The sequence below is a fragment of the Emticicia sp. 17c genome (assembly GCF_037153985.1).
Lineage (GTDB): Bacteria > Bacteroidota > Bacteroidia > Cytophagales > Spirosomataceae > Emticicia.
Genome location: NZ_JBBAYI010000005.1, coordinates 70,948 through 85,031, shown reverse-complemented (window position 1 = coordinate 85,031; position 14,084 = coordinate 70,948). Strand labels below are relative to the sequence as shown.

General features: G+C 45.0%; 14 protein-coding genes. All 14 read left to right on the top strand.

The genetic code is table 11. The features are described from left to right. Nucleotides 1-247 precede the first annotated feature (247 nt). The 14 genes from WAA15_RS11800 (at nucleotide 248) to WAA15_RS11735 (ending at nucleotide 14,078) form a co-directional block, all read left to right on the top strand. Entirely contained in the window at nucleotides 248-1,645 is a 1,398-nt protein-coding gene (locus tag WAA15_RS11800; RefSeq protein ID WP_337042957.1) for a Gfo/Idh/MocA family protein, read from the top strand. A gap of 10 nt (nucleotides 1,646-1,655) precedes the next feature. Then, complete coding sequence (locus WAA15_RS11795) at nucleotides 1,656-2,048, top strand: hypothetical protein (protein ID WP_337042955.1); 393 nt, start codon at nucleotides 1,656-1,658, stop codon at nucleotides 2,046-2,048. Between the two features lie 15 nt (nucleotides 2,049-2,063). Next, a complete protein-coding gene (locus WAA15_RS11790; RefSeq protein WP_337042954.1) occupies nucleotides 2,064-3,221 on the top strand; it encodes a carboxypeptidase-like regulatory domain-containing protein in 1,158 nt (385 codons plus the stop codon). A 282-nt stretch (nucleotides 3,222-3,503) separates the two neighbouring features. Beyond that, complete coding sequence (locus tag WAA15_RS11785) at nucleotides 3,504-3,914, top strand: PH domain-containing protein (RefSeq protein ID WP_337042953.1); 411 nt, start codon at nucleotides 3,504-3,506, stop codon at nucleotides 3,912-3,914. Between the two features lie 5 nt (nucleotides 3,915-3,919). Next, nucleotides 3,920-5,344, top strand: coding sequence for an anthranilate synthase component I family protein (locus WAA15_RS11780; RefSeq protein ID WP_337042952.1), 1,425 nt, complete (start codon nucleotides 3,920-3,922; stop codon nucleotides 5,342-5,344). A gap of 56 nt (nucleotides 5,345-5,400) precedes the next feature. Continuing rightward, nucleotides 5,401-5,967 (top strand): anthranilate synthase component II, encoded by a 567-nt coding sequence (locus WAA15_RS11775; RefSeq protein WP_337042951.1) that lies wholly within the window; start codon nucleotides 5,401-5,403, stop codon nucleotides 5,965-5,967. A gap of 22 nt (nucleotides 5,968-5,989) precedes the next feature. After that, entirely contained in the window at nucleotides 5,990-6,976 is a 987-nt protein-coding gene (trpD, locus tag WAA15_RS11770; protein ID WP_337042950.1) for an anthranilate phosphoribosyltransferase, read from the top strand. A 13-nt stretch (nucleotides 6,977-6,989) separates the two neighbouring features. After that, nucleotides 6,990-7,778, top strand: coding sequence for an indole-3-glycerol phosphate synthase TrpC (trpC, locus tag WAA15_RS11765; protein WP_337042949.1), 789 nt, complete (start codon nucleotides 6,990-6,992; stop codon nucleotides 7,776-7,778). A gap of 107 nt (nucleotides 7,779-7,885) precedes the next feature. Then, nucleotides 7,886-8,524, top strand: a complete 639-nt coding sequence (locus tag WAA15_RS11760; RefSeq protein ID WP_337042948.1) for a phosphoribosylanthranilate isomerase — start codon at nucleotides 7,886-7,888, stop codon at nucleotides 8,522-8,524. Between the two features lie 149 nt (nucleotides 8,525-8,673). After that, nucleotides 8,674-9,888, top strand: a complete 1,215-nt coding sequence (gene trpB / locus WAA15_RS11755) for a tryptophan synthase subunit beta (RefSeq protein ID WP_337042947.1) — start codon at nucleotides 8,674-8,676, stop codon at nucleotides 9,886-9,888. 23 nt (nucleotides 9,889-9,911) lie between these two features. Further along, the gene (locus tag WAA15_RS11750) at nucleotides 9,912-10,292 is read left to right on the top strand and encodes a Dabb family protein (protein ID WP_337042946.1); all 381 of its coding nucleotides are present in this window, start codon (nucleotides 9,912-9,914) and stop codon (nucleotides 10,290-10,292) included. Nucleotides 10,293-10,380: 88 nt separating this feature from the next. Then, the gene (gene trpA, locus WAA15_RS11745) at nucleotides 10,381-11,157 is read left to right on the top strand and encodes a tryptophan synthase subunit alpha (protein WP_337042945.1); all 777 of its coding nucleotides are present in this window, start codon (nucleotides 10,381-10,383) and stop codon (nucleotides 11,155-11,157) included. A gap of 170 nt (nucleotides 11,158-11,327) precedes the next feature. Continuing rightward, nucleotides 11,328-12,596 carry an aspartyl protease family protein gene (locus tag WAA15_RS11740; RefSeq protein WP_337042944.1) on the top strand — a complete coding sequence of 423 codons (1,269 nt, stop codon included), beginning with the start codon at nucleotides 11,328-11,330 and terminating at the stop codon, nucleotides 12,594-12,596. Nucleotides 12,597-12,749: 153 nt separating this feature from the next. Beyond that, complete coding sequence (locus WAA15_RS11735; RefSeq protein ID WP_337042943.1) at nucleotides 12,750-14,078, top strand: dihydroorotase; 1,329 nt, start codon at nucleotides 12,750-12,752, stop codon at nucleotides 14,076-14,078. The last annotated feature ends 6 nt before the right edge of the window (nucleotides 14,079-14,084 follow it).

Sequence of the window (14,084 nt, the reverse complement as noted above, 5' to 3'; positions counted from 1 at the left end):
CGCCGACAAACTAAAAATAGGCTTACGATGCCAACAACAAGCGCAACAAAGAACTGAACTTTCTGAACAACAAGTGCCAGTTCTTTGTTGTCTGTATAACAGGCTACAAAAAACTACCGCAATACTCATTCATTACTACCAGCATTTTCTTGGGCAGTATTTTTTCTATTTTACCTTGCAGCGGTACATATAGTTGTGTTTATACTATATTTGCAGATGTAAAAAGTTTTACCCATTCTACCCCGCTATGGACAGTTTTTCAAGACGAGATATATTAAAAACTTTTGGGTTAACAGCCAGTGGCTTGTCGTTCCTGAACGCAGATGCCTTTGCCGAAAACCCCGAAAATGACCCTATTGAACTCCCACTCGACGACCGATTCATTACCCTAGACCGCCCCGTAACAGCCATTGTGTTAGGTGCTGGTAACCGCGGCAATGTATATGGCCGTTTTGCATTGGCGTTTCCGAACGAGCTAGACATGGTAGGTGTGGCCGAGCCTGTTCCGTTTCGTAACGACCGCTTTGCACAAGCACATAATATTGAAGAAAAAAACCGCTTCAAAACATGGGAAGATGTTTTTAAAGTACCCAAGTTTGCCGATGCCATTATTATTTCAACCCCCGATGACCTCCACTATGGCCCAGCCATGAAGGCCCTCGAAATGGGCTACCACGTATTGCTCGAAAAACCCATTTCGCCTTCTTATCAGGAGTGCCTCGATATTCTGGCTATGGCTAAAAAAACCAAACGGATTATTGCCGTTTGCCACGTTTTACGCTATACCCCTTATTTCAGAAAACTAAAGGAAATTGCCCAGAGTGGCCAGTTTGGTAAGCTCATCAGCGTAAACCACCTGGAGGGTATCGAGTATCAGCACATGGCGCATTCGTATGTGCGCGGCAACTGGCACGTAGCCAAAGACACCAACCCGATTATTCTGGCGAAATCGTGCCACGACCTCGACATTCTGCGCTGGATTATCGGCAAGCCTTGCAAAAGCATAGCGGCTCATGGGTCGTTAAGCTGGTTTAAAAAAGAAAACGCGCCCGAAGGCAGCACCGAACGCTGCACAGACGGCTGTAAGGTCGAAGCCGAATGCCCTTTCTCGGCCATTAATATTTATCATAAACAACGCCTGCGTATTCGTGTGCTTGACGTAACCGACGACCCCGCCAAACAAGGTGATGAAATTCTGGAAAAACTGAAAACATCGCCCTATGGCCGTTGTGTTTACAGAATGAATAACGACCAGCCCGACCACTACACTACCTCAATGGAGTTTGAGGGGGGCGTTACCGTAAACTTTGCTATGGAGGCCTTTACTTCGTTTGAAGCCCGTAAAACCCGCCTGATGTTTTCGCACGGGGAAGTCTGGGGCGATATGGACGAAATACAAACCTATGATTTCCGTACCAAGCAAAATACCAAATGGCGCGCAAGCGAGCTGCCCGAATACAAAAGTCAGGCATCGGGCCATGCAGGGGGCGACTACGGTCTGGCCCGAAACTTTGTGCAGGCTGTGGCACAAAACAAACCCGAATTATTAACCTCGACGATTGATGCCTCTATTGAAAGCCACGTAATGGGCTTTATGGCCGAGAAAAGTCGCCTCAGTAAGCAGATGGTAGAAGTAAAAATATAAATAAAGAAGTATGCGTAAAATATTAATTATAGCTCTTATAGTGCTGGGGGCGTGCGAAAAAAAGAAAGCAGATTTAGGCACCTTTGATTTAAAGAGTTTCAAAACTGACCGAGGCGGCTGCGAAGGCAAAAGAGATAAACTGATAGACGAATTAAAAGGCTTACGGCCAAAAATTATGGGCTTAACCGAAAATCAGGTGGTTGAAAACTTCGGCCGTTACGACTACCAGATTCTGAGCCGCCGCAACGAAAAGGTTTTTGTTTATTTTCTGGAAAAAGGCCCTCAATGTGAGTACATCCAGAACCCAACCAATGCACGCTCAATGATGCTCTATTTCAATGCCGCCAGCCTTGTAAAAGAAGTTTCGTTTCAGAACGGAGGTATTATTGATACCTACAAGTAAACCTGTTTTATAATTATGAAGCCCTTATTTTTGCTTTTGCTCACTTGGCTGCCAGGCTCATTTGTAGCTTACGCACAGTTTGAGGTAAAGGGCATCGTCATTAACAATCAGGACCAGACACCCCTGCCGGGGGCAAATGTGTTTCTGGCAAACACCACCAAAGGCACACAAACCTCAGCCGACGGTACGTTTTCGCTCAGGAACATTCCGGCCGGAAAATTCGAGTTGGTTGTTTCCTACATTGGGTTTGAAAAACTGGTGATACCCCTTCAGGCCGAAAGCCGCAAGACCTATCGCATTAATCTGATTCCGTCGTCCCATGCTTTAGATGCAGTTACCATCAAAGCACGCCGCAAAAAAGGACTCGACTGGCAGGAAAACGTCGATTTTTTCGTCAGAAACTTCATCGGTCAAAGCGAAAACGCCATTCATTGCAAACTGCTCAACCCCGAGGTTTTGTATTTTGAAAACACACCCGAAAAGTTTACAACAAAAGCTCAGGAGCCTGTTATTATCGAAAACCGAGGCTTGGGGTATCGGCTAAAATTCCAGTTAGACGAATACTCGTTAAATAAAACAACACAGCGGATTTTTTATAGCGGCCATGTAGTTTATGAAACGCTGATTCCGAACAACCCCGAAGAAGAACAAAAATGGGTAAAAAACCGACAAAAAGCCTACTATGGCTCGGTTATGCACTTTATGCGGGCTTTATATCAACGGCAACTGGTTGAAGAAGGCTTCATGCTCCGGGAAGTTGTGAAGAAGTACCTCCCTAACCGAGACACCCTGCTGGTGGCACTCCCCGGCGACTCGACTGTTTATATAACCACAAAACTTTTCAATAAAAACAACCTCCCGCAGCAAACCCTTAAATACAAGCACATTCTTGACAGCACGCTTTCAACAAGGGTTCACCCATTACTGAGCTTTAATAATTTGCTGGAAGTAACCTACGTAAACGAGGCTGAACCGTTCGCCTATTTCAAGCGGAACCAGAAACCTAACGATGTTTTCAGGGCTACGCCACAGGTATCAACCATTAGTCTGCTAAGACCCAATATAACTATCGAAAGCGACGGGCAGTATTTCGATGCCGCCGGTATTCATTACAAGGGCTATTGGAGTTGGGAACTAGTAGCCGAAGACCTCCCCGTCGATTACACCCCATAATTGGTTTTATGAGGTTTTTGCCAGTTATTCTGCCCAAAAACCCGTGGTTCTGGCAAGTTAAAAATCTTATCTGATAAAATTTTCAAAAAAATTTTGTTTTTAAAAATTACTCAATACTTTTGTAGCAAGATTTTAAACACAGACAATGACTCAACAAAATATCATAGCTAACAATTGGTGGTGGCGTTCTTCCTACACAGGATGAACAGCTTGGCTATGTATTTAATTTAAAAATATATTCAGCGGCTTACGGTTCATCCTGTAAGCCGCTTTTTTTATGCTATGAACCATAAATTCTATTCAAAAATAAGTTTCTGGCTTTTTGTACCGGTTTTGTGCCTTTTGGTAGGCTTGCAGATAAAAAGCATACTCGATACCCAATGGATACCGCTTGTGGTGCTTCTGGTAGTAACATTATTTATACTTAGCCTTTTGGGCCGAACCTACTACCTCATTGAAGACAACACCCTTACCATTGTTTGTGGCTTTGTGTATAAACTAAAAATTAATGTGCACGACATCCAAAAAGTTGAAAAAACCAATAGCCCGCTTAGTTCTCCGGCCTTGTCGGTGAGCCACCGGATCGAAATATATTACGGCAAATATGACTCCATCATTATATCGCCGCAAAGGCAACACGAGTTCATAGAAACCCTGACAACGATTAATAAAAACATTCATACGAATCTCTAATAGCAATGCAAAAATTTGGTATAACAACCCGATACAAACGCTTACTGGCCGATATGCTCACGCCTGTCGGAATCTTCCAGCGTATCCGTAACCACTACCCTCATTCGGTTATTCTTGAAAGTGCCGACTACCACGCCATGCACAATAGTTTCAGCTATATTGCCTGCGACGAAGTAGCCAGTTTTCAGCTTGATAACGATGTTGTTACCCAGAAATTTCCGAATGGGCAAAACACTACTTTTGCACTCGCCAACCGCAAAGATGCCGTAGGTGTTTTGCAGGAATTTGCCGCCAAGTTTGAACAACCCGCCAGCGAGTTCCCTTTCATAACCAACGGGCTTTTCGGGCATATCACCTACGATTCGGTTGAATATTTTGAAGACATCGAAATTCAGCCCAAAAGTCCAGAAACCACTATTCCGCAAATCCTGTATCGGGTATACCGCTATGTTATTGCCATTAACCATTTCAAAGACGAGCTTTATATTTTTGAGCATACCTATACACCCGAAGGGCAAGAACCCGCCCCGATGAAAGAAGGGCTTGAAACACTGGAGTTTTTCGTTAAAAACCCAAAAATGACCACTTCAAAATTCAAGGCCGATACCGAAGAAACAACCAACATCAACGATGAGGATATGCGCGAAATCATCAATAAATGTATCGGGCATTGTTTACGCGGCGATGTTTTCCAGATTGTACCTTCCAGACGTTTCGCCCGAAAATTTGAAGGAGACGACTTCAACGTTTACCGCGCGCTTCGCTCCATTAATCCTTCTCCTTACCTGTTTTATTTCGATGGTGGCGATTACCACATCTTCGGCAGTTCGCCCGAAAAACAGATTTTCATCAAAGACGGTCAAGCCGAAATTCACCCGATTGCCGGCACTTTCAGAAGAACCGGCGACGACGAAAGCGATGCCGAACTAGCCCGCCAGCTTCATGCCGACCCCAAGGAATCGGCCGAACACGTAATGCTCGTTGACCTTGCCCGGAATGATTTATCCAGAAGCTCCGACTCAGTAAAAGTTGATATTTTCAAGGAAGTACAGTTTTATAGCCATGTGATTCATCTGGTTTCAAAAGTAACCGGAAAAATGCACACAGGCACCAACCCTTTACAACTGGTAGCCGACACCTTTCCGGCTGGCACGCTCTCTGGCGCGCCCAAGCATAACGCCATGACCATCATTAACCGCTTTGAGCCTACCAACCGCAGCATTTATGGCGGGGCCATTGGTTTCATGGATTTCAAAGGGAATTTTAACCATGCCATTGCCATACGCACCTTTCTGAGCAAAAACAACACCTTGTTTTATCAGGCAGGTATGGGCGTAGTGGCTAAGTCGGATGTAGAACTCGAAATGAAAGAAATTCACCTGAAACTGGCAGCCCTGCGAAAAGCCATTGAAATGGCAAGCGACATTTAAAGTGTTTTTGGTTAACAAGTTAAGACATAACAACCCATCAATAAAAATTGCATACGATGAAAATTCTGGTTCTTGATAATTATGATTCTTTCGTTTATAATCTGGTCTATATCCTGAAAGACCTCGGCGGGAACGTAGATGTATTCAGAAACGATAAAATAGCTTTAGAAGAAGTAGCCAAATACGATAAAATTCTGCTTTCGCCCGGGCCGGGCATCCCAGAAGAAGCCGGAATCATGCTCGACCTCATTCGTGAATACGCTCCAAGCAAAAGCATTTTCGGGGTTTGTCTGGGTCATCAGGCCATTGGCGAAGCCTTCGGTGCGCGTTTGCACAACATGGGCGACGTGCTGCATGGCGTTACTACACCTTGCATTATTACCGATACCAGCGAAAAACTTTTTCAGGGTATTCCGCCCCGAATAGAAGTATGCCGTTATCATTCATGGACGGTTGTACCAGAAACCATGCCTGCCGAACTGAAAGTAACAGCCATCGACGAGAAAGGCTTCGTCATGGCCGAAGCACATACGCAATACGATGTCAGAGGAGTACAGTTTCATCCAGAAGCCTACCTGACACAGCACGGTGTAAAAATGGTTGAAAACTGGATGAAAAATTAATACGCCTAATCAGTAAAATCCTATGAAACAATACTTGCAAATTTTACTTCAGAGCCAGCAGCTTTCAACTCAGGAAGCCCGCGAAGCATTGCTGCAAATAGGACGCGGAGAAAGCAATAATTCGCAGATTGCCGCCTTCCTGATGGCTATTCAGATGCGTGGCGTAAGTGTCGAAGAACTAGAGGGCTTTCAGCAAGCCATGCTCGAACTGGCAGTGCCTATCGATTTATCCGGCTTTGACCCCATGGATGTTTGTGGCACCGGAGGCGACGGCAAAGATACATTTAATATATCTACCACTTCGGCCTTTGTGGTAGCTGGGGCGGGGCAGGCTGTTGCCAAACACGGTAATCATGGGGTGTCGTCATCCGTAGGTTCAAGCACCGTGCTCGAATACCTCGGCGTGAAGTTTACAAACGATACCGATTTCCTGCAACGCAAAATAGAAACCGCAGGTATATGCTATATGCACGCACCACTGTTTCATCCGGCCATGAAATACGTGGCTCCTATCCGTAAAGAACTGGGGCTGAAAACCTTTTTCAATATGTTAGGGCCATTGCTCAACCCTGCCAAAGTACAAAAACAACTCACGGGCGTGTACGACATGAAGGTTTTCGACCTCTACACACAGTTATTTAATCGGTCGGCGGTGCAATTTGGTATTATTTACGACATGGGCGGCTATGACGAAATTTCGTTTACCAACGATTTCAACATAGGCACACGCCACGGAGTAGTGGTGCATTCGCCCACACACTTTAGCTTTGACCTGACCGACCAGTCGGCCCTGCACGGAGGCAATACCGTTGAAGACTCGGCGCGTATTCTTATAAACATCCTTGAAAACAAAGGAACCACCGCCCAGACCAATGTTGTATTGGCCAATGCCGGAGTAGCTTTAAGCGTGGCCCGTGGTATTTCCATAGCAGAGGGAATCGAGCAAGCCAAAGAGTCGTTGGCGAGTAAAAAAGCCCTCAACGCCTTGAAGCAATTAATTGAAGCGTAACCACAAAACCACAATGACCATATTAGATACAATAGTTGCTCAAAAAGCCATTGAAGTAGCCGCTGCCAAAGCACAGGTATCGACAGACGACCTCATGCGTGAGGCGTTCTTTGACCGACCTACAATTTCATTGGCTGCACGGTTGGCTGCACCAACGGCAACGGGCATTATAGCCGAACACAAACGGAAGTCGCCCTCGAAAGGCATTATTAACAATCAGCTAAGCGTCGAGTTTGTCACACAAGGCTATGCACAGGCAGGAGCATCGGGCCTTTCGGTACTTACAGATACCGAGTTTTTCGGTGGAGCCAAAGCCGACCTGCAACAGGCACGCGTAGCCAACCCAGATACGCCCATTCTACGAAAAGACTTCATGATTGACCCTTATCAGGTCTATGAAGCCAAAGCATGGGGAGCCGACGTAATTTTACTGATAGCCGCCTGTTTAAGCCCCGAGCAGATTACAACTTTAAGCCAGCAGGCACACCAGCTAGGGCTGGAAGTGTTATTGGAAATCCATGACGAAGAAGAATTAGCCCAAAGCCCGCTCGACAATATCGATATTATAGGAGTAAATAACCGTAACCTGAAAAACTTTGCAGAAAACAACGTGAATGCCTCGTTAGCACTGGCCGACAAGATTCCTGACCGGATTGTCCGAATCTCTGAAAGTTGTATCAGCCAGCCCGAAACCATTCATTTGCTAAAAACAGCCGGATACAAAGGTTTTCTGATTGGCGAAACTTTCATGAAAGACCAAAACCCTGGTGCAAAACTCGCTGAATTTATTGCTAAAATCTGATAAAAAGTGTTAATTTTGATGTCTTTTTGTAGGTTTTTCTAAAATTCATGCTTAGTCCCGGGTATGAGTAACCATCAAATTTCCTTTGGGGGCAAGGAAATATTTTTATGAAACTGAAAGTTTGTGGCATGCGCGATGCCGAGAATATCAAAGCACTGGTTGAATTAAAACCTGATTTCATGGGCTTTATTTTTTATGATAAATCGCCTCGTTTTGTCGGAAATCAACTTGATATTGATGTCATACAGGCAATACCCAGAGAAATCAGAAAAGTAGGTGTTTTTGTAAATGCAACTGTTGACTACATCTTGCAGACCGTCAGGAAGTACAACTTACAGTATGCACAGCTTCATGGCAACGAAACACCCGATTTTTGCAAGAGCCTGCGGTTAAAAGGGGTCAATATCATTAAAGCGTTTCGGGTCGACGAAGCCTTTATTTTCAGCCAGTTGAACAATTATAAACCCCATGTTGACTTTTTCCTTTTCGATGCAAAAGGAGAAGGCTACGGCGGCAACGGGGTTACTTTCGACTGGAACGTGCTGAAAAAATACGACAACCAGAAACCGTTCTTTCTGGCAGGTGGTATCAGCCCCGACAACGTAAGCGAATTGCTTGACCTCGAACCAAAGCCCTATGCCTTTGATATAAACAGCAAATTTGAAGTTTCGCCCGGAGTGAAAGACATCGACAAAATAGCAACACTTATCAGTAAAATTCAGGAAGCCAACGAAACACCCCTGTAAGCAAACATCTCAAGTAAACGCAAACCCCTTTCTGGCGCAAGTAAGCATAAAATGCCCCAGAAATGAGCCAGCCATTTGAGTAATCGCCACGGGCGAAGGAGGCTTCAGGATACCTGAGAGATTTAAATGACACAGAACAACTCAACAAAATGACAAGCATACAGAACCATAAAGGACAGGAAACAGAATCAGCCTTTGGTGTAAACGAAAAAGGCTACTATGGTAAGTTTGGTGGAGCTTATATTCCTGAAATGCTATACCCTAACGTAGAAGAACTACGACAAAACTACCTGACCATTATTCACCAGCCCGATTTTCAGGAAGAATTTCAGGGGCTTTTAAAAGATTATGTAGGCCGCCCTACCCCTTTGTATCTTGCCAACCGCCTGTCTGAAAAATACAATACCCGCATATACCTCAAACGCGAAGACCTCTGCCATACAGGTGCGCACAAGGTAAACAACACCATTGGGCAAATATTGCTAGCCAAAAGGCTAGGCAAACGCAAAATAGTAGCCGAAACAGGCGCAGGCCAGCACGGTGTAGCCACAGCCACCGTTTGCGCGCTTATGGGGCTGGAATGTATCGTCTATATGGGCGAAATTGACATCCAGAGACAAGCCCCAAACGTGGCCCGTATGAAAATGCTAGGCGCGGAGGTTCGCCCTGCAACAAGCGGCTCAAAAACCCTGAAAGATGCCACCAACGAAGCCATGAGGCACTGGATAAACAATCCGGTTGATACCCATTATATCATCGGTAGTGTGGTAGGCCCACACCCATACCCCGACATGGTAGCCAGATTTCAATCCGTAATTTCGGCCGAAATCCGTTCTCAGCTTCTCGAAAAAACAGGCAAAGAAACACCCGACTACGTTATTGCCTGTGTAGGTGGGGGGTCGAATGCCGCCGGAGCTTTCTACCATTTTCTGGACGACACCGACGTGAAACTCATTGCCGCCGAAGCCGGCGGGCATGGCATTCAGTCGGGTATGTCGGCTGCTACCACATTTCTGGGCAAAACCGGTGTTTTACACGGCAGCAAAAGTATTCTGATGCAAACCGAAGACGGGCAGGTGGTAGAACCCCATAGCATTTCGGCAGGGCTTGATTACCCGGGCATAGGCCCTTTACACGCCCACCTGTGGGACTCCCGCCGTGCGCAGTTTTATGCCATCACCGACGACGAATCCATTCAGGCAGGTTTCGAGCTAGCCAAACTTGAAGGCATCATTCCAGCCATCGAGTCGGCACATGCACTGGGTGTTCTGCCTTACCTTAAAGCCGGAGCAAACGAAACCGTCGTAGTTAACCTTTCAGGTCGGGGCGATAAAGACCTGGCTACTTATATGAAATATCTGTAACTATCTTAAAACTGGAAATACCAATGAGAACCCTTCTATTAGCAATCGCTTTATTATCTTTTACCTACATGGCAAACGCACAAAAAAAAGAACCGGCGAAAGTGCTTCGCCACGCGGTTTTATTCAAGTTTAAAGACTCAAGCACACCCGAAGACATCAAAAAAGTAGAAGATGCTTTCAGAGCTTTACCGGGTCAGATTAAGGAAATCTCTGGTTTTGAATGGGGAACCAACAACAGCCCCGAAAACCTCAATCAAGGTTATACACACATGTTTTTTCTGACATTCAAGTCAGAAAAAGACCGTGAAGTGTATTTACCTCACCCAGCCCATAAAGCATTTGGCAAAGTATTAGGGCCACATCTGGACAAAGTTCTGGTGCTCGACTACTGGACAAGCAAATAATAATAGCCCCCGCTCAGGCGAGCCAACGCTTAGGCTGTAAGGCTCGCCTGTTTTTTTCTTCTTCTGCTTATTTTCTTCTTATACATTTATGAATCGGATAACAAAGCTTTTTCAAACCAAGCTCGAAAGCGTATTGAATTTATATTTCACGGCTGGCTACCCAAACCTGAACGATACGTTACCTATACTGGAAGCCCTTCAGGAAGCAGGGGCCGACATCGCAGAAATCGGTATGCCTTATTCTGACCCCGTGGCCGACGGCGAAACCATTCAGCAATCGAACCAGATTGCCCTTGACAATGGCATGAGCCTGAAAGTGCTTTTTGAACAGCTGAAAAATATGCGCCAGAAAGTACAGATACCCGTTATACTCATGGGTTACATTAACCCTGTGATACAGTTCGGGCTTGAGAATTTCTGCCAGAAATGTCAGGAAACAGGCGTTGATGGCCTCATTCTGCCCGACCTGCCAATGGACGAGTATTATGACGAATACAAACCACTATTTGATAAATACGGCTTGCTGAATATTTTCCTGATTACACCGCAAACCACCGAAGCGCGTATACGCCGTATCGACGAAATCTCCGACGGCTTTATTTACATGGTAAGTAGTGCCAGCGTTACGGGCAAAACCTCAGGAATTTCTAACGAAATGGAGGCTTATTTTAATCGGGTAAATGCCATGAACCTGAAAAATCCACGATTAATCGGTTTCGGCATTAAAGACCACGAAACCTTCACGAAAGCCTCGCAGTATGCCGCCGGAGCCATTATTGGCAGCCAGTTTATTCGTGTGTTACAATCGGCTTCCGACCTCAAAACCGACGTTGTAAACTACGTTAAATCGGTAAAAATCGGCTAAAAAAGCCTAATGCTTGAGCCAAAAAATGGTTTTTTAGCGTTTTTTCCGAAAAAGGATTAAAAATGCGCTAAAAAACCAAAACTCTTTTTAAAAAACTTTTGTTTCTATAAAAATTATTCTAAATTTCCTTAGAATTTTAATACCAGAGATTTATAGAAAAAGCAATAGCTATGAAAAAGTTTTACCGACTCTGCATGATAGCTATCTTATTGATTACTAGCCTATGGGCTTTTGCTCAAAAAGACAGGAAGAAAGACACCCGCTATGGGTACCATTTTAAAGGGAAGAAACAGAAATTTGCCAAATTTCCTTTTGACCTACATGCTAACCTTATTGTTTTAAAAGCAACTCTTGACGACTCCGATACCCTTCGTTTCATTCTGGATACTGGAGTTACCTCTACCATTGTTACAGACCCCAAACGCGCCATGACCCTCGACGTAAAATATGTACGCAGAGTTAAAATTGCAGGCGCAGGCGAAGGTGGCGAACTAATGGCTAACGTATCAGTGGGGCATACCATCAAAATGGGCGACATCGTAGCAACACAGCAGAACATTGTGGTGCTCGACGAAGACGTACTGAAACTATCCGAATTTCTGGGTGTGCCTATACACGGTATCTTCGGGCATGATATTTTCAGTAATTTCGTAGTAACTATCGACTTTGAGCATAAAATGCTCTACCTCTACGACCCCAACAAGTTTAAATACAAACGCTCGCTAGGCACTATTTACCCTATCGTACTAACCCAGTCGAAGCCTTATACCGATGCCATCGCAATGGTAAGTAACGACAAGGAAATTCCGATGCGCCTCGTAATCGACACCGGAGCGGGGCACGCACTTCTGCTCAGCGCAAGCCAGAAAGAAGCCATTCAGCTACCCGACAAGGTAATGAGGGCCAATCTGGGCCGAGGGCTTAACGGCGAAATTAACGGGCATATTGGCCGCGTAGATAAAATCAGAATGGGTACACTCGAAATGAAAAACATTCTGGCTTCATTTCCTGATAGCTTATCGTTCAGCATGAAATTCCCGCCCTCAAACGAAGGCCGTCAGGGAAGCATCGGCTGCGAACTGTTACGCCGCTTTAATGTAACCCTTAATTACCGCGACGGCTACATGATTCTGAAACCCATTAAAAACCGTATCAACGAAACCTTCGAGCATGACATGAGCGGGCTAGATGTACGCGCCCGCGGCGACCAGTTCAACCAGTATTACGTCAATAAAGTTATTGAAAACTCACCCGCCGACGAAGCAGGGCTGAAAGAGGGCGACGAAATCATTTTCGTCAATAACCAGAACGTCAAAAACATGGCTATCAGCGAAATATATAAAATTCTGTCACGAAAAGAAGGCAAAGAGGTAGAGCTTTTCATCAGGCGCAAAGGCGAACTACGCTTTACTTCGTTCAGGTTGAAACGCATGATATAAAAACCTTACAATGTATAGGCTCAATAAAACAGGATAACTGCCATGCGGTTATCTTGTTTTATTTTAAACGGGTTCGAGCCAATATCTTTCCTAAAAAGACTTTGCTCGTATTATTTTTATTAATTTCGTCCCTGAAACTATAACCAGCACCTTATGACAATTCTTATATTAAATGCCCTTGTGGTGAACGAAGGTAAAATTGAACCACGCGATGTGTTTATTAAAGATGGTTTTATTGAGAAAATTGCCCCAGATTTGGCCCACCTGAAAGCCAACCGCATGATTGATGCCACTGGTAAATACCTGCTGCCGGGCGTAATTGACGACCAAGTGCATTTTCGTGAGCCGGGTTTAACCCACAAAGCCACTATTTATACAGAAGCAAAGGCAGCCATAGCCGGCGGAACCACCAGTTTCATGGAAATGCCCAACACCGTGCCTAATGCACTCACACAAGAACTACTAGCCGATAAATACCAGATAGCCGCCGAAACCTCGCTGGCCAATTACTCTTTTTACATGGGTACTTCAAACGATAATTACGATGAGGTAATGCGGACTGATATTCGGAATGTGTGCGGTTTAAAGATATTTATGGGGAGTTCGACGGGAAATATGCTGGTCGATAACGCCCATGTGTTATCAAAAGTATTTGCCAATTTCCCTACCTTGATTGCTACACACTGCGAGGACGAAGCCACAGTAAAAGCCAATCTGGAAAAATACAAAACCCTTTATGCAGACAACCCTCCGTATGATATTCATGCCATTATCCGCAACGAAGAGGCTTGTTATAAATCATCGTCTTTAGCCGTAGAACTAGCCAAAAAACACAAAACCCGTTTGCATATTCTGCATATTTCGAGCAGCGACGAAATACCCTTATTCCAGTCGGGGCCTATTGCCGAGAAACACATTACGTCAGAAGTTTGTGTGCATCATTTATGGTTCGATGCCGAAGACTATAAACAACTGGGCAATCAGATTAAGTGTAATCCGGCTATTAAACATAACCATCGGGAAAAACTCTTTCAGGCTTTGCTCGACGACCACTTCGATGTTATTGCCACCGACCACGCCCCACACACTTGGGACGAAAAACAACAGTCTTACTGGCAGGCACCGTCAGGCTTACCATTAGTGCAACACTCGCTTAATGTTATGCTTGAGTTTTATCAGGATGGCAAAATATCGCTCGAAAAAATTGCCCACAAAATGGCTCATGCCGTGGCAGAGTGTTTCCAGATTGACCGTCGGGGGTATATCAGAGAAGGCTACTGGGCCGACCTGACCCTCGTAGACCTGAACCAGAACACAGCAGTAGATAAAGACAGTCTATACAGTAAATGTGCGTGGTCGCCGTTTGAAGGAGCCAATTTCCGCTCAAAAGTTACGCATACCATTGTTTCGGGTAACATTGCTTTCGCTAATGGCAAATTCGATGAAACCCACCGCGGGCAACGTTTACAGTTTAATCGTTAAGTGCTG